Origin of the sequence: Clostridioides sp. ZZV14-6150 (assembly GCF_020657875.1) — a bacterium.
Lineage (GTDB): Bacteria > Bacillota > Clostridia > Peptostreptococcales > Peptostreptococcaceae > Clostridioides.
The window spans coordinates 76,018-97,005 of sequence record NZ_JAGWDA010000008.1 but is presented as its reverse complement, the minus strand read 5'-3'; the positions used below and the strand labels follow the sequence as shown (position 1 = coordinate 97,005).

At 29.8% G+C, this 20,988-nt stretch carries 19 protein-coding genes; 13 read left to right on the top strand and 6 right to left on the bottom strand.

Annotated features, from left to right (window positions below; all coding sequences use genetic code 11):
• Positions 1–61: 61 nt before the first annotated feature.
• Positions 62–2,731 (bottom strand): transglycosylase domain-containing protein, encoded by a 2,670-nt coding sequence (locus KGF41_RS11040; RefSeq protein ID WP_227842790.1) that lies wholly within the window; start codon positions 2,729–2,731, stop codon positions 62–64.
• A 214-nt stretch (positions 2,732–2,945) separates the two neighbouring features.
• Between KGF41_RS11040 and yunB the strand changes: the two genes are divergently transcribed.
• Positions 2,946–3,644 (top strand): sporulation protein YunB, encoded by a 699-nt coding sequence (gene yunB, locus KGF41_RS11035; RefSeq protein WP_227433393.1) that lies wholly within the window; start codon positions 2,946–2,948, stop codon positions 3,642–3,644.
• Positions 3,645–3,904: 260 nt separating this feature from the next.
• On the opposite strand, the gene KGF41_RS11030 is transcribed toward yunB, so the two are convergent.
• Positions 3,905–4,912: a SpoIVB peptidase S55 domain-containing protein gene (locus KGF41_RS11030; RefSeq protein WP_227829671.1), complete on the bottom strand. Its 1,008-nt coding sequence runs from the start codon at positions 4,910–4,912 to the stop codon at positions 3,905–3,907.
• Between the two features lie 227 nt (positions 4,913–5,139).
• Here KGF41_RS11030 and KGF41_RS11025 point away from each other — a divergent pair, with 227 nt between their 5' ends.
• The 3 genes from KGF41_RS11025 (at position 5,140) to KGF41_RS11015 (ending at position 8,859) form a co-directional block, all read left to right on the top strand.
• The gene (locus tag KGF41_RS11025) at positions 5,140–6,024 is read left to right on the top strand and encodes an N-acetylmuramoyl-L-alanine amidase (protein ID WP_227829670.1); all 885 of its coding nucleotides are present in this window, start codon (positions 5,140–5,142) and stop codon (positions 6,022–6,024) included.
• 614 nt (positions 6,025–6,638) lie between these two features.
• Positions 6,639–8,189, top strand: a complete 1,551-nt coding sequence (locus KGF41_RS11020; RefSeq protein ID WP_227856662.1) for an ABC-F family ATP-binding cassette domain-containing protein — start codon at positions 6,639–6,641, stop codon at positions 8,187–8,189.
• Positions 8,190–8,217: 28 nt separating this feature from the next.
• Entirely contained in the window at positions 8,218–8,859 is a 642-nt protein-coding gene (locus KGF41_RS11015) for a TIGR01906 family membrane protein (protein WP_227842793.1), read from the top strand.
• 107 nt (positions 8,860–8,966) lie between these two features.
• Here the strand turns inward: KGF41_RS11015 and KGF41_RS11010 are convergent, their stop codons facing one another.
• Positions 8,967–9,227: a cysteine-rich small domain-containing protein gene (locus tag KGF41_RS11010; RefSeq protein WP_227829667.1), complete on the bottom strand. Its 261-nt coding sequence runs from the start codon at positions 9,225–9,227 to the stop codon at positions 8,967–8,969.
• A gap of 208 nt (positions 9,228–9,435) precedes the next feature.
• On the opposite strand from KGF41_RS11010, the gene hflX reads away from it, so the two are divergent.
• From hflX to KGF41_RS10990, 4 genes are all read left to right on the top strand, one after another.
• Complete coding sequence (hflX, locus tag KGF41_RS11005; protein ID WP_227842794.1) at positions 9,436–10,719, top strand: GTPase HflX; 1,284 nt, start codon at positions 9,436–9,438, stop codon at positions 10,717–10,719.
• 7 nt (positions 10,720–10,726) lie between these two features.
• The gene (locus KGF41_RS11000) at positions 10,727–11,395 is read left to right on the top strand and encodes a HEAT repeat domain-containing protein (RefSeq protein WP_227829665.1); all 669 of its coding nucleotides are present in this window, start codon (positions 10,727–10,729) and stop codon (positions 11,393–11,395) included.
• A gap of 85 nt (positions 11,396–11,480) precedes the next feature.
• Positions 11,481–11,924, top strand: a complete 444-nt coding sequence (locus KGF41_RS10995) for an NUDIX domain-containing protein (protein ID WP_227433384.1) — start codon at positions 11,481–11,483, stop codon at positions 11,922–11,924.
• A 289-nt stretch (positions 11,925–12,213) separates the two neighbouring features.
• Complete coding sequence (locus KGF41_RS10990) at positions 12,214–12,858, top strand: YigZ family protein (RefSeq protein WP_227829664.1); 645 nt, start codon at positions 12,214–12,216, stop codon at positions 12,856–12,858.
• An 84-nt stretch (positions 12,859–12,942) separates the two neighbouring features.
• Here KGF41_RS10990 and KGF41_RS10985 read toward each other — a convergent pair whose 3' ends face one another.
• Positions 12,943–13,314: a sulfite exporter TauE/SafE family protein gene (locus tag KGF41_RS10985; RefSeq protein ID WP_227829663.1), complete on the bottom strand. Its 372-nt coding sequence runs from the start codon at positions 13,312–13,314 to the stop codon at positions 12,943–12,945.
• A complete protein-coding gene (locus KGF41_RS10980; RefSeq protein WP_227829662.1) occupies positions 13,314–13,700 on the bottom strand; it encodes a sulfite exporter TauE/SafE family protein in 387 nt (128 codons plus the stop codon). Before KGF41_RS10980 ends, KGF41_RS10985 begins: the two co-directional genes overlap by 1 nt.
• Positions 13,701–13,877: 177 nt before the next feature.
• Between KGF41_RS10980 and nadE the strand changes: the two genes are divergently transcribed.
• Together nadE and KGF41_RS10970 are read left to right on the top strand one after the other, a co-directional pair.
• Positions 13,878–14,633: an NAD(+) synthase gene (gene nadE / locus KGF41_RS10975; protein ID WP_227433380.1), complete on the top strand. Its 756-nt coding sequence runs from the start codon at positions 13,878–13,880 to the stop codon at positions 14,631–14,633.
• An 82-nt stretch (positions 14,634–14,715) separates the two neighbouring features.
• On the top strand, positions 14,716–15,435 hold the full coding sequence (locus tag KGF41_RS10970) for a YebC/PmpR family DNA-binding transcriptional regulator (RefSeq protein WP_227829661.1): 720 nt from the start codon (positions 14,716–14,718) through the stop codon (positions 15,433–15,435).
• Between the two features lie 195 nt (positions 15,436–15,630).
• On the opposite strand, the gene KGF41_RS10965 is transcribed toward KGF41_RS10970, so the two are convergent.
• Positions 15,631–16,635, bottom strand: coding sequence for a substrate-binding domain-containing protein (locus KGF41_RS10965; RefSeq protein WP_227829660.1), 1,005 nt, complete (start codon positions 16,633–16,635; stop codon positions 15,631–15,633).
• 280 nt (positions 16,636–16,915) lie between these two features.
• On the opposite strand from KGF41_RS10965, the gene KGF41_RS10960 reads away from it, so the two are divergent.
• From KGF41_RS10960 to KGF41_RS10950, 3 genes are all read left to right on the top strand, one after another.
• Positions 16,916–17,821, top strand: a complete 906-nt coding sequence (locus KGF41_RS10960) for a hydroxymethylglutaryl-CoA lyase (RefSeq protein ID WP_227829659.1) — start codon at positions 16,916–16,918, stop codon at positions 17,819–17,821.
• Positions 17,822–17,890: 69 nt separating this feature from the next.
• Entirely contained in the window at positions 17,891–19,153 is a 1,263-nt protein-coding gene (locus tag KGF41_RS10955; RefSeq protein WP_227842796.1) for an SLC13 family permease, read from the top strand.
• 76 nt (positions 19,154–19,229) lie between these two features.
• Complete coding sequence (locus tag KGF41_RS10950) at positions 19,230–20,423, top strand: CaiB/BaiF CoA transferase family protein (RefSeq protein ID WP_227842797.1); 1,194 nt, start codon at positions 19,230–19,232, stop codon at positions 20,421–20,423.
• Positions 20,424–20,988 lie beyond the last annotated feature (565 nt).

Genomic DNA, 20,988 nt, shown 5'->3' with positions numbered 1-20,988 from the left:
CCTTATATTTTTGTTTGAATTTTAAGTATTTATTAATATTTAAATATAATCTTTTATTAAACTAAGGTGTTGTATTTCCACCACCATCAGGAGGGGTGACAGTACCACCACTGTTTCCACCATCATCAGGAGGAGTAGTACCACCACTGTTTCCACCATTATCAGGAGGAGTAGTACCACCGCTATTTCCACCATTATCAGGAGGAGTAGTAGTTCCACCACTATTTCCACCATTATCAGGAGGAGTAGAGCCACCACCATTGTTACCTGAATTATTGTTGTTATTATTATTCTCTTCTTCTTGTTGATTATTATCTGGTTTCTTTGTATCTTCAGGAGATGGTTGAGAACTTACTCTAGAAGGAGCAGTACCTTCAATAAATGCTGCTTTAGAGCCAGAAGATTGCTTTCCTCCATCTTCTAAATTAATTTTTGTAAAATATACATTTTTAGGAACTTCAAATTCAGTAACTGTTAAATTTGCATGTATTTTTGACATAATTTTTTGCCAAAGTTTTGCTGTACTAGTACTTCCATGTGGAACATCTCTACGTTTTATGGTGTTACCAGCATCATCTTTTCTACCAGCATCATCTCCAATGTATGTTGCTCCTACATAATAAGGTGTATAACCAACAAACCAAGCATCATATGCGCTATTTGTAGTACCTGTTTTACCTGCAACAGGCATTTCTTTTGGAAGTGATGCAATACCACCTGTACCTTCAGTAATTACACTTTCTAACATATCTGTAACAACATAAGCTACTTCTGGGTCTACAACTTTATGTTCCTCAGGAGCGTTTTTAACTAATAATTGGCCATCAAAAGTAGTTATAGTAGTGTAAATAGATGGTTCTACATAAACTCCTTGATTTGCTAATGTACCGTAAGCAGCAGCCATCTGAAGTGGGGTAATACCACTTGCCATACCACCAAGTGTTAATGCTGGAAACTGTCTATCAGTTGCTCCTGTTTGGCTATTTTTAACAGTTGTTATACCAAAGTTCTTTAAGTAGTCCATCATTATATCTATACATTCATCGTAAGAATCTCCAAGCATTTCAGCAGTTTTAACTGCTATTGTATTTGAAGATTTAGCAAGTGCTTTACGTAAACTCATAGAACCATGACCACTAGTAGTAGTTCTTGGATTCCACTTATTATTTTCTTCAAATTTATATCCTCCTCTAACATCATTTAGAGCAGTTGATTGTGTAATCTTTAAAGTATCAATAGCTGGCGTATAAATTGCTAGAGGTTTTATAGAAGAACCTGGTTGATGAGGGCTAGTAGCACGATTTAAAGTTTTTCTGCCACTTATGTTTCTACCTCCAGCTAGTGCTCTTATTTCACCATTCTTGTAATCTAAAATTACCATTGCAGCCTGTGGCTGGCTAACTCCATCAGGTCCAACCATATGGCCTGGGAAATTGCTATTTTTATCAAATTCTTCTTCTAAAGCATCTTGCATTTTAGGGTCTATAGTTGTATTTACAATTAGACCACCATTGTAGAATAAGTTTTGAGCTTCATCATTTGTATGACCTTGTTCCATTAGGGCATTTATAACTTCACTTTCAATAAGGTCTTCTACAGATGAAGAAACTTTATCTGCTGATTTAGGTAATTTTATTTCTATCTTAGCATTAATTGCTTCATCATATTCTTTTTGTTTTATATATCCTAGGTCTAACATTTTCTTTAGAACAATTTCTTGTCTTTTCTTAGCTTCAGGATTGTTTATAGCTTTTCTGACAACTAATGTACCTGCTTTTAGTTGTCTATAAGTATCACTAGATATAAGTTCCCAAGTCTTTAATTTCTCAATCATATCAAAGTCTACTTGAGTTGGGTCATCTAAATCATCATCAGTTGTATTAACAAAAAATAATAATTTATTCTCTAAGTCACTCTTAGCTTCACTTCCATCTAATTTAGAAGTTTTGTAAGCTGAGAACCTAGATGGGTTTTTAGTTGAACCAGCAAGAAGTGCTGACTCAGCTATAGTAAGGTCAGCTGCAGACTTATCAAAATAACCACGTGCACCAGCTTCAGCTCCTGCAAGACCTTTTCCAACGAAGAAGTTATTTAAATAAGTTTCTAATATTTTGTCTTTACTTACTGTCTTACTCATCTCATATGCATAATAAATATCTTTTATTTTACGAGGTAGAGTTTGTTGCTCAGTAGTCAACAGCATCTTAGATACCTGCATAGGAATAGTACTACCACCTTGCTTGGTACCTGTAAGAGTCTTTAATACTGATCTAAATAAACCTTTAATGTCAACACCCTTGTGTTCATAAAAACGTTCATCTTCTATTGCAATTACTGCATGTTGAAGATGAGTTGAAATTTTATCTAATGGAACGGGTGTCTTTTTATTTACACTTGGAGCAGTAGATAATGTTTTTCCATTAGCGTATTTAATTGTAGTTGTTTGGTTGGTTTGTTTGTCTAAAACAGCTTCTGTAACTGGAGAGACATCTCTTAATGATGCAAATACTAATCCAGCAGTACCTGCTGCACCAACAACTAATAAAACTAAAAATACTATACCAAATACTCTTAGTCTTTTAAATTTATCGCTTTTTTTAGGTTTATTCTTGTTTTTAGTTGAACGAGTTTTGTTAGCTGAATTTCTATTAACTGGTTTATTTGAGTTACTAGATGAGCTAACCTTTTTTCTTCTGATTTTATTTCCATTTTTATCATTATCGTTATTCATAAGATTTTAACCTCCTTACTTAATGCAATATTATAACACAAATAGGAGTAATTTTGTAATTAATAGAAAAAATGAATTTGCTATAATATTCTTTACATTGTAGATATGTATAAACAAAATGTATTAATAAGTCTATATTTTTATTTATTTATTTTTGACAAATATTATAAAAATTATGCCAAAGTTACATATAAATAAATAGGAGGGGATAAATTTGAATAGAATAGTAGATAGAAAAAAGAAAAATGAATTTAGAAAAATTGTAGCTATTTTCTTGTTAATTCTTTTCTTGTCTGTATTTATAGGCAGTTTTATATATATAGATAAAAGTTTAAGACCAACAATTACAGTTCTAGCAGAAACAAAAGCTCTTGAATTAGCAAACAGGTCTATAAATAAAGCTGTTGCTGAAATGGTAGAAGGAAAAATAAATTATGAAGATTTAATGGATATACAGCTTGATAATAATGGAAAAATAACTATGATACAAGCAAATACTATTATGATGAATGAAATTGCATCTGCAATAGCTTTAGAAATACAAGATGAATTAAAAAAAGGTAAAACAGCAGACTCTTACATACCTATAGGAACAGCATTAGGAAGTCCTATATTAGCTAAATACGGTCCTAAACTTGAAGTATCTATTGAACCTATAGGAACAGTATCAGTAAACTTTAAAACGGAATTTGAGTCTTCAGGCATAAATCAAACAAGACATAGGATATATTTAGAAGCTCAAACCCAAGTAAAAGTTGTAATCCCACTTATAACTTCAACAAAACAAATTAAAGCTCAGATACCTATTTGTGAGACTATAATAGTAGGTGATGTTCCAGAAAGTTATGTAAATATACCTGAAAAGAACCTTGGGAATGTTTTACCTAACACTGGAAAAAATGCTAACAAGTAATATAGTGATGTTTATTTTTTGATAAATTTGAAATAATAGTTTATAAATAAAAATTTTGTAAATAATAAGTAATAAATAATAATTAAAATGGTTGTAATAAAAATTAGTATAATTGTAATAAAAATTTATGTTTTTAAATATGTAAAATATTTAATATATTTGGTCTGTAGAGTGAAGGAATATATCTTCAGACCAAATATATTAGTAACATTTATTGAATGATGATTTAAAGTTTACAAATTACTTATAATATTTATTATCTATAACATCCATTTAATAAATACAGCATAACCGACAGCTGGGTCATTTTCAATGGCATGAGAAACTGCTCCTATTATTTTATCATCTTGTACTATTGGAGTACCACTCATACCTTGTACAATACCACCAGTTTGAGCTAAAAGGTTTTTGTCAGTGATTTTAATTTTAAAACTTTTACTCTCAGGATGATTTTGGTTTTCTATATCTACAATTTCAATATTATATTTTTTACATTCATTAGAGTTGTTTTGTAAAATTATTTGAGCTTTTCCTAGTTTAACTTCATTTAATGAAGCTACTTTATATTTTTTTAAGCTAGAAATATCAAAATTATTAATTTGACCTCTTATTCCAAAATCAGTGTTTTCTGTAAAACTACCAATAATATTTTCTCTTTTTGCATTTATACATCCAACACTACCTCGATAAGATTTTTCTATATCAAGATGTTTAGTTGTAGAAATTGAACCTGATTTTATAGGTATTTTTCTTGAATTACCAACACTTATTGGGTGACCTACAGCACCAAATTCTGAGGTTTCTGGATTGATATAAGTCAAAGTAGCAAATCCAGAAAGTAAGTTATTAAAACTAATTTTTTCTAATATGTGTTTAGTTGTTTTCATTGTTAAAAGTTGACCACCTCTATTTAATAAAATAGAAACTGGTTTTTCTTCTGGTAAAGCATTTAGTGTATTAGCAAAATCACTATATCCATCAACTTCTATATTGTTTACTTTGATTATAGCATCACCTAATCTAAATGGAGATGCTTCACCAGGACTTCTAACAATGATATTTTTTAGTTCTGCATCAATTTGAAGAACATTTCCTATAGGTATTAAATATTGAGGTTCACTTTTTTGTAAATTTTGTGCATAAATTAAATTATTTGAGAAAAAATATAATAAAAATAAAAATGTTAAAATAATTGTAAATTTAGACTTAGCTAAGTTATTTCTTTTACTTAAAGCTTTATCTTTAAAATAAAAATTTTTAAATTGCATAGAATACCTCTTTCTTATTAAAATATTTTAATAATAAAATTGAAATTTTCTTGCTGCCTCAATATTATGTTGCTCAAGAATCAGTTTTTGATGCTTGGAAAACTGACTCAATAACACCTTAGTTTTCATAAAAATAAATAAATTAAACAAGGTATATGATAAAATAGATACATATTCATATAAATTTAAAATAGATAATAGCTGTCTATCATTGAAAGGAGCAAAAGATGAAAAAATATAGATTGTTAGTTACTTGTATAATTGCCATGGGAATTATAATTATAGGAACATCAAATCCAGTTACCAATTTTTACAAGACAACAAATTTAATTAGTTCAGGTACTACTAAAAATGAAAAAACAGATAAAGATAAAGATGAAAATAAAAATATAAAAGATAAAGATGAAAATAAATCAAATTCAAAAAGCAAAAATGATAATAAGTCAGAGGATAATAAATCAGATAGTAAAACAGAAACTCAAAAAAATAAAAAGTTTTTAATTTGTATAGACCCAGGGCATCAAGGAAAAGGAGATAGTAATTTAGAGCCAGTAGCTCCAGGTTCTTCATCTCAAAAAGCAAGAGTATCTTCAGGAACAGAAGGTATAGCTACAAAGAAAGCAGAGTATGTTTTAAATCTTGAAGCATCTGTAGTTTTAAAAAATATATTAGAATCTAAAGGTTACAATGTAATAATGACTAGAGAAACACATGATGTAAATATAAGTAACTCAGAAAGAGCGATACTTGCTAATGAGAAAAAAGCAGATATGGTTGTAAGAATACATGCAGATAGTTTAAATAATTCTTCAAAGACTGGTGCATCTATATTAGTTCCTGAGAAGGATGGAAAATATACAGCTCCTATATATGAAGATAGTAATAGATGTGCAGAATTCATCAAAACAAACATGGAACAAGCTGGAATACAAATAAATGGAATTGTTCAAAGAGGAGATTTGACTGGATTTAACTGGTCAAAAGTGCCAGCTGTATTAGTAGAGATGGGATTTATGAGCAATTACAATGAGGACCAAATGATGTCAAATCCAGAATATCAAAGAAAAATGATGCAATGTGTGGCAGATGGATTAGATGAGTATTTTAAATAAAAAGTAAATAGAGAAAAAATTAGGTTGGTATTATTTTCCTGATTTTTATCTCTATTTTTTATTCAAAAAATAGTGAAAAAGCAAATTGCAAGGCTACATAACTGTTTGTATAAGAACCTACAAATCTACATTAAATGGACAGATAGACATTTACACATATGACCTATATTTTCACAATAAATCCCAACTATATGGTTTTGTAAAGTTAGATAAGATTTAGGAAGAATTTAAAGTTGATATACTTTATTAAGAAAAGACCAAAAAAAGAAGAAAACAACAAAAAAATTATGTGTATTATTAGGAAGAAAACTAAATGAAGAAAACTTTTTACTATTACGAGTTTTGATTAATGAAATAATATCAGAAACCATTTTATAATTTCAAGATTAAACAGTCTACAAAGAAATTATAGCATGCATGTGCTTTTTTAGTCGATAAAGAAGTTCTATTATTGATGAAAGTATCTATTTTTTATTTTACATAATATAATGATGAAGTTTATTTTTGGTTAAATTGTTGTAAATATAACTAAAAATATTGGTAATACTTGATTTAACTTTCAAAAGAATATATTATAGTATAGAATGTGTAAAATTTTTTTGAGAGGTGTTAAAATGCTAGTAGTAGAAAACGTAAGCCACGGATTTGGTGCAAGAACAATATTAGAAAATGTATCCTTTAGACTTAGAAAAGGTGAACATATTGCACTAGTTGGCGCTAATGGAGAAGGAAAATCGAGTTTTTTAAATATAATAACGAAAAAGCTTATGCCTGATGCTGGAAATATAAAATGGTCTTCAAGAGCTACAGTAGGTTACTTAGACCAACATACAGTATTAAGTAAAGGTAAAAGTATAAGAGAAGTGCTTAGAGAAGCCTTTAAGCATATGTTTGATTTAGAGCAAGAAATGATTGCTATGTATGACAAAATGGGAGAAGCTAGTGATGATGAGATGAGTAAGCTTCTTGAAGAAACAGCAGAGATACAAACTATACTTGAAAATAGTGGTTTTTATATGATAGATGCAAAGATACAAGAAGTTGCAAATGGTCTTGGTCTTGGAGAAATTGGTCTTGATAAGGATGTAACTGATTTAAGTGGAGGTCAAAGAACAAAAGTACTTCTGACTAAACTTTTACTTGAAAATCCAACTATTCTTATACTGGACGAGCCTACAAACTATTTAGATGAGGAACATATAACATGGCTTACTAGGTATCTTCAGGAATATGAAAACAGTTTTGTTTTAGTATCACATGATATTGACTTTATAAATAATACTTGTAATGTAATATATCATATGGAAAATGGTGAGTTAAATAGATATAAAGGTAATTACGATGAATTTGTAAGACTGAATGATATAAAGAAACGTCAAGAAGAGCAAGCTTATGATAAACAAGTTGAAGAAAGAAAGAGATTAGAAGATTTTGTAGCCAGAAATAAAGCTAGAGTTGCAACAAGAGGAATGGCTAATAGTAGACAAAAACAACTAGATAAGATGGAAATACTAGAAAGACCAAAGGAAAAGATAAAACCTACTTTCTCTTTTAAAGATGCCAGAGTAGCAAGTAAAATAATTTTTGAAACGGAAGACTTAGTTTTAGGTTATGATGAAGCATTAACAAAGCCACTTAACTTCCATTTAGAAAGAGGAAAGAAGATTGCTTTAAAAGGGATGAATGGTATTGGAAAATCTACTTTATTAAAGACTTTACTTGGAATAATAAAACCATTTGAAGGAAGTGTTAAGCTAGGTGATTATTTGGAGCTTGGATATTTTGAACAAGAGAGTTCAAGAGAAAATAGTAATACACCTATGGATGAAATTTGGAGTGAATTCCCAGGGCTTACAAACTTTGAGGTTAGACAGGCTCTTGCAAAATGTGGACTTACAAATGAGCATATAACTAGTCAAATGAGAGTACTAAGTGGTGGAGAAGCTGCAAAGGTTAGGCTTTGTAAAGTAATGCTAAAAAATATAAACTTCTTAGTACTAGACGAGCCTACAAATCACTTAGATGTTGAGGCAAAAGATGAATTGAAGAAAGCTATCAGAGAATTTAAGGGAACAGTTCTTTTAGTATGTCATGAACCAGAATTCTATTCAGACATTGTCGATGATGTATGGAATATAGAAGATTTTACAACTAAAATCGTGTAGTGATTTAATTTATTACTGGGGGGATTTCATGAAAAAGTTTCTAAATATAATTTTTTCAGTGTGTATCAGTATAGTTATAATAGTAAGTGCTATTAATTTTACTGTTGGATTTAAACAACTTTATTATTTTGATATTGATTATTTAAACATATCAGAGTTATCTGGTTTATCTAAAGATAATATAAAATTAAATTATGATTACTTAATAGATTACAACCTAAGTAAGGATGTATCTGAGTTTAAGTTACCAACATTAGAATCTTCTCCAGAAGGGAAAATACATTTTGAAGAAGTGAGAAATATATTTCAAAATATCAATAAATTATCTAAGTTATTAATGATAATTTCTTTGGTAGGAATTATATTAAGTGTAAAAAATAAAAATATAAAACTACTAAAAACTACATCAATGACATTGATAATCATGCCAGTAGTGTTGGCATTTCCTATTTTGTTGAATTTTGAAAAATCATTTATTATTTTTCATAAATTATTATTTAGAAATGATTATTGGATATTTAATCCTGATTTAGACCCAGTTATAAATATGCTTCCAGAAGAATTTTTCTTTCATGCTGGACTGATGATTTTGATATTGATTTTTGCAGTAAGTATGTTGCTTTTTGCAATGTATAAATTATGTAAATTATTTAAAAGTAGAAAGATATAAGGTAAAACGATATAAATTAAAACTTATACAATAAAAATAGCTATGTAATACTATTTAGACTAAAAGTAGTCAATAAATATTTATACATAGCTATTTTTAATAAAAAATTATTTTTTGCAAGTAATTTTAACTAAGTCTTGAAATTTTCCCATAATATAATTATAATTATCTTTTTTATGAGGTAGCATACAGCTACTGCAATCTTTAATTCCTTTCTCTGTGTACTTAAAGTTTCCTCCACAATTTTCTCCTAAAGCATATAAAGGACAATAGCAAAATAAACAGTTAAATTCTTCTGGTTTATTAGTTTTATGACAAGGGAAAAACTCACAATCTTTGTGATTAAAAAATTTATAATTTTCGCCCATATTTTCCTCCTAATTTAAATAAAATATCAAATCTTTTATAAGTATATAAGATTTTGGTGATAATATAATTATACTAAATATTCTTATTAATAGTTGATAATATAGTATTATTAATCATATTATTAATGGTATAATTAGTAAACAGATAAATAATGTAAGTGTTTAATACAATTATATTATGCTTTATAACAAAAAATGAGGTGATTAAGTGAAAGAAATTCAAGAAAGAGCACTTCTTGTAGGTCTAAATTTGACAACAATAATTAAAAAAAGTGATGATATAGACATTAATGAATCCATGGAAGAGCTAAAAGAATTAGCTAAAGCTGCTGGTGCAGAGGTTGTAGGTAGCTTAATTCAAAATAAGCAAGCTGTTGATGCAGCTTATTATATAGGAAAAGGTAAGGTAGAGGAAATAAGAGCATATAGTGAATCATTAGATGCTACTTTAGTAATTTTTAATGACGAATTATCTGGCGCTCAAATTAGGAATATTGAAAATGTTGTTGGAAAAAAAGTAATAGATAGAACTACCTTAATTTTAGATATATTTGCTCAAAGAGCACTTAGTAAAGAAGGTAAATTACAGGTTGAATTAGCACAATTAAAATACAGATTACCACGACTTTATGGAATGGGTGGTGAGATGAGTAGAACAGGTGCAGGAATTGGAACTAGAGGGCCTGGAGAACAAAAGTTAGAAGTAGATAAAAGACATATACTTAATAAAGCAGCAGATATAAGACGTGAACTTAAAGAGGTAAAAAAGAATAGAGAGACACAAAGAGTTAAGCGTTTAAAATCAAATATACCAATTGTCGCACTTGTTGGGTATACAAATGCAGGAAAATCGACCTTACTAAACGAATTAATAAAGACACACAAGGATTATGAACAAGAAAAAGAAGTTTTTGTAAAAGATATGCTTTTTGCAACTTTAGATGTAACTTTAAGAAAAGCTCTTTTGCCAAATAAAAAAGAATTTTTAGTAGTAGATACTGTTGGATTTGTCAGTAAACTTCCCCATGATTTAGTAGAGGCATTTAAGGCTACACTAGAAGAAGTACAGTATGCAGATTTAATTTTACATGTAATTGACACAACTAATACTAGTTATGAATTGCAAAAAAGTACAACTGAGGGTGTATTAAAAGAACTTGGTGCAAATGATAAAAAACATATACTTGTATACAATAAAGTAGATAAGTTAGAGTTAGATATATATCCTAAGAGTCAAGAAGATATTGTGTATATATCTGCAAAACAAGGCATAAATATGGATAAGCTATTAAATATGATAGAAATTGCTTTAATGGAAAATACTTATTCAGTAAGCTTGATGTTACCTTATGAAAGAGGTGATATATTTAGTAGAATAAAAGATAAATACAATGTGGAGAATTTTGAGTATGGGGAAAATGGTATAACATTAGATGTAAATTTAGATGAAGAAGATTTTAATATCTATAGAGAGTACATATTAGAAAAATAGGTTTGATATGGATATAAATTGGGAAAATATAGATAATCTTGAAGATTATTTTATAACCTATCTTCTTTACAAAGAATCCAAAACAGTATCTCAAATTAGTAAAATTAGAAATATTTCAAATGTTGAAGCAAGTGAGCAACTTATACAGGCAAAGTTGAAGATAAAAGAAATGCAAAAAGATGATTTTGAGGCATCTAAGGATATTTTAGATAAATTTTTAGAATTAGATAAAATTAAGAGACTTGATTTTATGGATAGCTTAGATGACGAAAAAATGGTATACTTTAAGAGAAAGGTTTTCAAAAGAATCCTTGTAGAAAAAAATGCTGAAGATTTGATTGTTTTAATTTGGGCAACAGGTGAGCTAAGAGATGATAGGTTTTTGAAGTTACTCCATCAGCTCACAAACCACAGACACTCAGATATTAGAAGAATAACTTATTCAGCAATAAGAAAGATTGAGTCACCAAGTAGTAGAGAAGTTTTGCAAAAAGGTCTCTACGATAAAAATGCACAAACTAGACAATATTGTGCAAAAGCTCTTTCAAAATTAGGAGATGAAAACAGTTTAAAGATTTTACAGCAGTTAAAAGATAAGAATAAGAATTTTGAAAAAGAGTACGTGCTTAGAGCTTATGATGAAGCCATTAAAGCATTATCAAATTTGAAAAAGTGATTTTTTATTAAAGTAATTTGTTTACTTAATGATTTATTTATGGAGTTTAACAAGGTAATTAATAAATTAATGGGAGGGGTTTCAAATGATAGTAAGACGTTGTGCAGGTGGAGTAGTGTTTTATGCTAATAAAGTACTTATTGTAAAAAATGATAGAGGTGAATGGACACTTCCAAAAGGAAAGATACTTGGAGGAGGACTTCCATATGAAAGTGCTGTTGAAAGAGTTAAAGTAGAAACTGGCATAGATGCTAAAATGATAGATGTAGCTGGCGATACTATGTATGAATTTTTCTCAAGAAGTAGACAACAAGAAGTTTGTAATGCGATAATGTGGTATGTTATGGAAGCTTGTAATACTGAATGTGTACTTGCTCCTGAATTTCAAGAAGGTGGATTTTACAAGATAAAAGATGCTTTAGAAATGTTGTCACATCATAAAGAGCAAGCTTTAGTTGAAGTATCTTATAAAAAGTTTAAAGAATTAAAGAAATTAGTTTCAGAGGGCGACGATGTTCCAGCAAACTAGTAGTGAATTTATAGAGTTTTGAGGAAGGGTTAGACCCTTCCTTTTTTAATTCCAAGTTTTAGAAGTGTATACTTTATAGTTTATCTGATTTGTATATTAATAAATTATATTGATTTATGTCTCAATAAATTATATTAAAAATAAAAATTAAAAATCTTGTGATTTTATTATATAATTGACTTATAATGCTAACAAAATGAATACTAAAAATTCTATTTACATTTTAAGTGGAGTAATTTTTATAAATAAAGATATATTTTAGCAAATGACAAAAATAGGAGGAGTTATAATGAGTAATTATAGGACATTACACGAATTTGGAACAGATGAGATAACAATTGAAAAATCTGTTTTTATTGGATATGCTAAGCCTATACAAAGTGAAGAAGAAGCAGTAGAATTTATAAATGAAATAAAGAAAAAACACAAAGATGCAAATCATAATGTGTGGGCTTATACAGTTGGACAAAATATGAATATACAAAGGTATAGTGATGATGGAGAGCCACAGGGAACAGCAGGGATACCAACATTAGAAGTCATAAAAAAAGAGGATTTGAGAGACGTGGTAGTTGTTGTTACTAGGTATTTTGGTGGTATAAAATTAGGTGCAGGTGGTCTGGTTAGAGCTTATACAAAAGGTGCTAAGTTAGGCTTAGAATCTGGAAAAATAATTAGTAAGGTAATGTACCAAGAAGTTAAAGTTAAGATAGATTATACTCAACTTGGAAAGGTACAAAATGAACTGATGAATTTAGGGTACTTTATAAAAGATACCATATATGAGGATAATGTTGAGATAATAGTATATTCAAAGTTAGAATATGTGGAAAAACTATCAGAGAAAATGATTGATATAACAAGTGGAACAGGGAAGATAGTTTTAGGAGAAGAATTTTATTTATCTGAACAGGATGGAGAAATTTTACTATAAAAATCTTACTGTAATTTAACCTAAAAGCATAAAAATAGAATAGTTATATAGAAAATAAAAGCCATTAATTTATATTAAAATAATTTAATGGCTTTTATCAGATTTTGCACAGAATCCTTTTTTAACTTCGAATAAACCAACTAAAAGTAAAAACACTCCAAATATTTTCTTCAATATATCAGAAGATAAATAATTAGCTAATAGTGAACCAAATATAGCTCCTAACACTCCAAATACAGCTATTGGGATAACTAATTTGAAAACTACATTTTTATTTTTTATATGTATAGCCAGTGCTATAAGTGTCATAGGTATGGATGAAAGTAAGTTGACACTCTGTGCTATTTTAGTATCTATACCAGCAAGTAAAACGAGAGCAGGAATAAGAATAGTTCCACCACCCATTCCCATTCCTCCAATAATTCCTGCAAAAAATCCAATTAAAGCAAATAACATTAAAACACCATCCTTAATGCTGCAATTATCATAATTAATCCAAAAGAAATTCTAAGAAACTTTCCAGTAACTTTATTTAGTAATTTAGCCCCTATAATGCCGCCAACAATACTTCCTGCTGCAACTTTTATTGTTAAGTTAATATCGTAAGTTCCTTTAGAAACATATAAAACAGAACTTGCTGTTGTCAAGAAAATTATTATAGAAAGAGCTGTTGCATGAGATTTATGTTCTTCTACCTTCACAATATCATTTAGTATTGGTACTAAAAGAGTACCTCCTCCAGAGCCAAATACCCCGTTTATAAATCCTGTAAATACTCCAATTATCGTATTTTTTATATTGAAATCAAAATATTTTTTCTTTAAGTTATTAGTATTTTTCATAAAAACCACCTTCTGAAATAGTTTTACCAAAATAGGCAAATTATATTTATATAAAATAATATTAAATATAATCCTTCATTTTTGCTTAAATTTGCATAAAAAAAAACATGTTAAAACAACATATTAATATATGGTATAATATATTAAAACAAAGTAGTAAATTGAGAGGAGATAATGATGTCAAATATAAAAATACAAATAGACAAAACTGTAGAATGGCTTAAAAATAAAGTTAATGAGGCAAATGCAAAAGGATTAATTGTTGGTGTATCTGGAGGAATTGATTCAGCAGTAGTTGCTAATTTAATTAAAAAAGCTTTTCCAGAAAACTCTATGGGAGTTATAATGAGCATAAAAAGTAATCCTCAAGATAGAGAAGATGCACTTAAGGTTATAGAAGGATGTGATATAGAATATCTTGATTTAGACCTTATAGAACCACAAAGTGCTATATTAGACATGGTAGTAGGAAATTTAAAAGAGAAACATTTATATAGAGAAGAATATTTAAAAATGACAGATGCAAACTTAAGAGCAAGAGTAAGAATGAGTACTATTTACACAATTGCTAACAATCTAGGATACTTAGTTGTTGGTACAGATAATGCTGCAGAAATACACACTGGATACTTTACTAAGTTTGGTGATGGTGGAGTTGATATTTTACCAATTGCAAATTTAACTAAAGCTGAAGTATATGAATGGGCAAAAGAACTTGGTGTTCATGAAGATTTAATAAATAAAGCTCCTTCAGCAGGTCTTTGGGAAGGACAAACAGATGAAAATGAAATGGGAACTACTTACAATATGATAGATGCTGTATTAGAAGGTAGATTAGATGAAGTTCCTCAAAGAGACCAAGAGATAATAGAAAGACTTCATAGAATAAGTGAACACAAGAGAAAAACGCCTGCACAACCTCCTAAGTTCTAATTTACTATTTTCAGGATTTGTGATAAAATTTACAAGTGATAAAAATTAGAATAATTAATTGTACGTATTAAGGAGTGGAAATATGGGACGTATAGGAAATATAATTAATAGAAAAGGTAAACAAGATGCTCAAAGAGCAAAAATATTTACTAAACATGCTAGAGCAATAGCCGTTGCAGCTAAAGAAGGTGGCGCAGACCCAGAATATAATGCAGCATTAAAAACAGCTATAGAAAAAGCTAAGGCAGATAATATGCCAAATGATAATATAGATAGAGCTGTTGCTAAAGGTGCAGGGGCAGGTGCTGGAGAAGACTATGAAACTATAGTTTATGAAGGATATGGACCTGGTGGGGTTGCTGTTATAGTAGAGACTTTAACTGACAATAAAAATAGAACTGCTGGTAATGTAAGATACTACTTTGATAAAAACGGAGGAAACCTAGGAACTACTGGATGTGTGTCTTTTATGTTTGATAACAAAGGACAAATATTAGTTGGTGCAGGAGATGGCGTTTCAGAGGAAGAATTAATGGATGTTGCATTAGAAGCAGGTGCTGAAGACTTTATAACAGAAGAAGATGGTTATGAAATAATAACTACACCAGAAGATTTTTCTAGTGTTCGTGATGAATTAAAAGCAAAAGGGTATGAATTTATATCTGCTGATGTAAAGATGATACCTCAAACTACAACTGTTTTAACAGAAGAATCTCATCTAAAAATGATGAATAAATTAGTTGATATGCTTGAAGAAGATGATGATGTTCAAGATATCTACCATAACTGGGAAGTAGAATAAATATTATATCACATTGAGATTTGTAATTATTACATTAATTTTACTATGTGATAAATTTTATAAAATAAGTAATTATTAAAATGAACATATACACCTCTAAACTATGTCTGCATAAATAATATGTGAACATGGGTTAGAGGTGTTTTTTTGTGTATGGAAGATAGCTGTAAAAAATGTATTTATAAGTTAAGAATTTTAAAGTAAGTTCTGAGCAGGACTTGATTGCCTATAAATAATTGATGGGTATATCACTTGTTGCTGAATACCGCTTATACGACCAGTTACTATATCAATAATCATCCTAAGACTACGTTCTGCTGTCTCTTCCATCTTCAAATCTATAACTGTCAAAGGAGGAATACTTCTTGCCATTAGTCGTGCAGGACCATTGCTTGCTGCAAATATTTGAACATCCTCTCCAATTACAATTCCCGATTCATTAAATGCATTCATCATACCAAGAGCTACCACGTCATGATTACAGAAAATTACTTTTTTTAGTGAATTTTTTGCAAGCATTTTTTGAGCAATATCGTATCCACTATCTATTTTATTAGAACAATAATATATAGAGTCTGATAACTGTACTCCATGTTCCTTACATGTTTTTAAAAAAGATTTACCTCGCAAGGTCATGCATGTGAAAGACGTTGGATTGAATACAGCTGCAATATCATTTTTACCATTTTGGATAGCATGTAAAGCTGCTATACGACCAGTTTCTTCATTGTCAATAGAGACACTTGAAAAACCAGGTATTTCACGATTTACAACAACTACAGGAATTTTAGGTTTATTTTTTAATAGATATTCTATGTCATCAGCATTGATACCTGTTAAAACAACTCCATCATAATAATTATTTGAAAAAAGATATTCATCATCACATAGATGGCCAACACTGTAAGGGCGTATTATGATATTTATATTTAAATGTTCTAAAGAAACTATGTGGTTTATTGCTTGAAATATATTAGTTGATGCCAACTCAAATCCTTCATCTTGCCAATAAAATGCTATTTGTATATTGTTGCGTTTAATAGGAGTAGAGCGTTTATATCCAAGCCTATCTGCTGAATTTAATACAAGTTCTTGTGTCTGTAGTGGAATTCTACGCTCATTTCCTTTACCACTTAAGACATACGAGACAGTTGCTGAAGAAAGGCCACAGTCCTTTGCAATATCTTTGATTGTTGCCATGATAAAATCCTCCTTGAGTAGTTGCTTAAATTTGCTTATATCAATAATCTTAACATATATTCAACTAAAGAACAATATTCTACAACGCGTATATTTTACATGTCTAGAATAAATAAATTTTAAAAAATTTATTATTATGTTGACAGATTATGTTGACAGAATTTAGTTTATAGGATTATAATATGCTTAAATAAGCTTATTAATTAAGTTAAATTAAGCGAAGTTAAGCAGGAACATACAATGCTAGCTTGTTATGTGACTGTAAAAAGGGGGAAAAGAAATGAGTAAGGTAAATATATTTGAAGTTGGTCCTAGAGATGGATTTCAAAATCTGAAGGAATTTTTAGATACTGATAAAAAACTTAAGATTATTGATGGTCTTATTGCATCTGGGATTAGACAACTTGAAATTAGTTCATTTGTAAGCCCAAAAGCAATACCTCAGATGAAAGATGCAAAGGAAGTAGCAACTTACTGTGTAAAAAATTATCCTGATGTGAAACTTTATGCATTAGTTCCAAATTTATATGGTGCTAAAGTTGCATGGGAGTGTGGTATAAGAGATATATCTTATGTTATTTCTTTGAGTGAAACTCATAACAAGAAAAATATAAATCGTACTCATGAAGAGTCTATTGATGAGCTTAAAAAAATAATGAGTACTTATCCAGATATGAATATATGTATTGGAATGGCTACTGTATTTGGATGTCCCTTTGAAGGTTTGCCAAAAATTGAAGATGCCATAGCATTTGCCAAACGTCTTTGGGAAAACGGTATCAGAGAGATAAACCTAGCAGATACAATAGGCATTGCCGACCCTAAACAAGTAAGAGATACTATTAGTGCACTAGTTGAAGCTTTGCCAGAGTGCAGATGGCAGGTACATATTCATGACACTAGAAATATGGGGATGGTTAATACTCTTGCTGCTATTGAATGCGGAATTACCACTGTGCAGTCTACACTTGGGGGATTAGGAGGGTGTCCTTTTGCTCCTGGAGCATCTGGAAATACTGCAACTGAAGATTTAGTATACATGCTCGAACGCATGGGGTATGATACAGGCGTTGATTTTGTTAAACTTCTTGAATTATCAAAGTATCAGATGAGTTCTGTAAATGGTGTATATAGTGGTCATCATGTAAATATAAAGTCTGAGAGTTCTAATTGTCAGTCCTATTGATTAACGAAACATATCTATTAATAAAGTATATTAGTTAATAAAATAAATAAAAGAATTGAGGGGATTAGTATGGATGTTATAGCTTTACTTTTATTCTTAGGAGTTATTATTCTTGCATTTGTACGTAAGAATAATGCAGGTATTTTAGCTTTAGCTATTGGTGTTATAGCTGTTAGAATTTTTGGTATGGATGATAAAGATCTTTATGGAGCTATAAGTAACTCAATGTTTACTACGCTTGTTGGTATAACATTACTTTTTGCAATAGTGAATTCAACAGGAGCATTGAAGCTTGTTGCAGAAAAAATTGTAGCTGCTTCAGGTAAACGTGTTTGGCTTATACCTATAGCAGTTTTTATAGCAGGGTTTGTTGTTGCTGGTGTTGGGCCTGGAGCAATCCCAGCACTTGCAATTATTCCTGCAATGGCTGTTCCTGTAGCAATAACTGTTGGTTATAATCCTGTGATGCTTGCACTTATAGGTGAATGTGGATTAATGGCAGGACGTATGACTCCTATTACTCCAGAAGGTCAAATCATAACAACTGTTGCAGAGGGAGTTGGAATTGAAAATGTTATGCCTGCTGTTTTAGCTTGTCAGACTCTTTCAACAATCGTATTTTCAATAGTATTGTTTATAATTTTTAAAGGATATAAACTTAAAAAGCCTATAAATGTTATAAATAGTAAGGAAATAGAAAAATTTAATGTAAAGCAGATAATTTCTCTGACAAGTATAGTGGTTATGATTGCTTTTATCATAATCTTTGATATGAATGTTGGACTTGCAGCTTTTTCAGTTTCAGCTGTACTTCTTCTTTTCAATATTGCTGAAGATGGAGAATGTATCAAAGCAATTCCATGGAGCACGATAGTAATGGTACTTGGAGTAGGTGCAATGATGACAATCGTAGACGCAGCAGGAGGAATTGATTTAATGAGTAATGCATTGTCATCATTGATGAATAGTAAAACAGCTACCCCAATTATGAGTATTTCAGCAGGGCTTATGTCTATGGTTAGTTCAGCATTAGCAGTAGTGTATCCAACCATGATGCCTATGTGTGTTGATATAGCTAAGTCAGTTGGAGGAGTAGACCCACTAGCACTTATTGCAGCAGTTGGTGTGGGAGGTTCTCTTGCTGGTGTAAGTCCACTTTCTACTGGTGGTGCATTGATTTTGGCAGCTATGGGGTCAAGTAAAAAAGACTTCAATAAAGAAGAACAAAATAAGGTGTTTGTTCAACTTTTCATTATGAGTGCAGTTGGACTATTGGTTATTGCAGTAGTATCAGTTCTATTTTTTAATGGAATAGCACATATAATGCATTAATTTCGATAATCGGAGAATTTGTTATTAAACTCAACTTTTAATATTGAGTAATATAATATAAATTGGGGGTATAGTTATGAAAAAGGGAGCATTAAGTAATATAAAAGTACTTGACCTTACTAGAGTTCTTGCAGGGCCATATTGCACAATGATGTTGGCTGATTTTGGGGCTGATGTTATAAAAATAGAAGTACCAAAAAAAGGTGATGATACAAGAGGTTTTGGACCTTTTGTAAATGGAGAGAGTCTATATTATGCAAATATAAATAGAAATAAGAAAGGTGTAACTTTAAATCTTAAGTCAGAAAAAGGCAAAAAGATATTTTTAGATATGGTAAAGCAAGCTGATGTTGTAGTAGAAAATTATAGACCAGGTGTTATGGAAAAGCTAGGATTGGGTTACGATGAGCTAGCTAAAGTGAACAATCAAATAATTTATGGAGCTGTATCAGGCTTTGGATGTTATGGGCCATATTCAGAGCGTCCAGGATATGATATTATTGCACAAGCAATGGGTGGTCTTATGAGTATAACAGGAACTGAAGGAGGAGAACCAACAAGAGTAGGTAATGCTATGGGAGATGTATTGGGTGGAATGAATTTAACTATTGGTATACTTGCAGCACTTAATGCTAGAGAGATAATAGGAAAAGGACAAAGAGTAGATGTTTCCCTCGTTGATTCTGTTGTATCATCTCTTGAAACTGGTATACAGAGATATTTTGATTCAGGTCAACCTGAACTTATGGGAAATAGATATGCCTCAGCTTATCCTTATGATTCTTTTAAAGCAAGCGATGGTAATTTTGTAATAGGTTGTGGTAATGATAAACTTTTTGAAAATTTATGTAAGAAGGTTCTTTTTAGAGAAGACCTTTTAATAGATGAAAGGTTTAATACAAATCTTAACCGTTGTGAAAACCATGCATCTCTCAAACCAGAGATAGAAAAATGGTCTATCAACTATACAATAGAAGAAGCTGTTGATTTAATATCGAAAGCAGGAGTTCCTGCTGCTCCTATATATGACCTCGGTCATGTTACAACAAATGAACATATTGCAAAGGCAAGAGAAATGATTGTAGATATTAAACATCCTATTATAGGAGATATGAAAGTCAATGGAAATCCAGTTAAGTTGATGACAACAAAAGCTCAAATTAATGTACCAGCACCATCTTTAGGAGAAAATAATGAGGAGATTTATAATAGCTGGCTTGGGTTTGATGGTGGAAAAATAAATGAGTTAAAAGAGAGTGGAGTTATTTAATTTTAGAATAATATCAAATAAAAGATTAAATCAACATTATAAATCAAATCTAAAATTATCAGGAGTATTTAAGATAGGAAAAACTATTTAGACATTAAGTCTTTGTGGTTTTTCCTATTTTCGTTAAAAAATTTATACTATTGGAACATATACATAGATATACTAAACTAAAGTATTAACAATTTAAATTAATAGAAAATAAATTACCTAATATGTTAAATAAAGACTCTTTTACTAGAGTGCAAATAAACTTAGTGCAAATAAACTTATGGATATACAACTTAAACTATTTTAATGAAAATATCAAAAATGAGACTACATTCTCAAAAATGAGACTGTGTTTTTAAAGTATTTTCTCGAAAATGAGACAAAAATATGGTTTTATGGGTTTTGTTGGATAAAAATTCTTTAGTGAATTATAATTTAATCAATTCTAAAGTTAAAAATGATTAAAAATTAAGTGAAATTTATGTATATTTTGTTTATTTTATCAAAAAAAATAATTTTTTAACAAAAATAAAGGAATTTAATATAAGTTGGCGTAGAACTTGCTATTATATATTAA

Bases quoted from the DNA above. Each gene is read 5' to 3' on its own strand.
- KGF41_RS10985 (WP_227829663.1), bottom strand. From the start codon at position 13,314: ATGTTATTTGCTTTAATTGGATTTTTTGCAGGAATTATTGGAGGAATG.
- KGF41_RS10990 (WP_227829664.1), top strand. From the start codon at position 12,214: ATGAGTAATTATAGGACATTACACGAATTTGGAACAGATGAGATAACA.
- KGF41_RS10980 (WP_227829662.1), bottom strand. From the start codon at position 13,700: ATGAAAAATACTAATAACTTAAAGAAAAAATATTTTGATTTCAATATA.
- KGF41_RS11020 (WP_227856662.1), top strand. From the start codon at position 6,639: ATGCTAGTAGTAGAAAACGTAAGCCACGGATTTGGTGCAAGAACAATA.
- KGF41_RS10995 (WP_227433384.1), top strand. From the start codon at position 11,481: ATGATAGTAAGACGTTGTGCAGGTGGAGTAGTGTTTTATGCTAATAAA.
- nadE (WP_227433380.1), top strand. From the start codon at position 13,878: ATGTCAAATATAAAAATACAAATAGACAAAACTGTAGAATGGCTTAAA.
- KGF41_RS10960 (WP_227829659.1), top strand. From the start codon at position 16,916: ATGAGTAAGGTAAATATATTTGAAGTTGGTCCTAGAGATGGATTTCAA.
- KGF41_RS10955 (WP_227842796.1), top strand. From the start codon at position 17,891: ATGGATGTTATAGCTTTACTTTTATTCTTAGGAGTTATTATTCTTGCA.
- KGF41_RS11010 (WP_227829667.1), bottom strand. From the start codon at position 9,227: ATGGGCGAAAATTATAAATTTTTTAATCACAAAGATTGTGAGTTTTTC.
- KGF41_RS11030 (WP_227829671.1), bottom strand. From the start codon at position 4,912: ATGCAATTTAAAAATTTTTATTTTAAAGATAAAGCTTTAAGTAAAAGA.
- KGF41_RS11040 (WP_227842790.1), bottom strand. From the start codon at position 2,731: ATGAATAACGATAATGATAAAAATGGAAATAAAATCAGAAGAAAAAAG.
- KGF41_RS11025 (WP_227829670.1), top strand. From the start codon at position 5,140: ATGAAAAAATATAGATTGTTAGTTACTTGTATAATTGCCATGGGAATT.
- KGF41_RS11000 (WP_227829665.1), top strand. From the start codon at position 10,727: ATGGATATAAATTGGGAAAATATAGATAATCTTGAAGATTATTTTATA.
- KGF41_RS10970 (WP_227829661.1), top strand. From the start codon at position 14,716: ATGGGACGTATAGGAAATATAATTAATAGAAAAGGTAAACAAGATGCT.
- KGF41_RS11015 (WP_227842793.1), top strand. From the start codon at position 8,218: ATGAAAAAGTTTCTAAATATAATTTTTTCAGTGTGTATCAGTATAGTT.
- KGF41_RS10965 (WP_227829660.1), bottom strand. From the start codon at position 16,635: ATGGCAACAATCAAAGATATTGCAAAGGACTGTGGCCTTTCTTCAGCA.
- KGF41_RS10950 (WP_227842797.1), top strand. From the start codon at position 19,230: ATGAAAAAGGGAGCATTAAGTAATATAAAAGTACTTGACCTTACTAGA.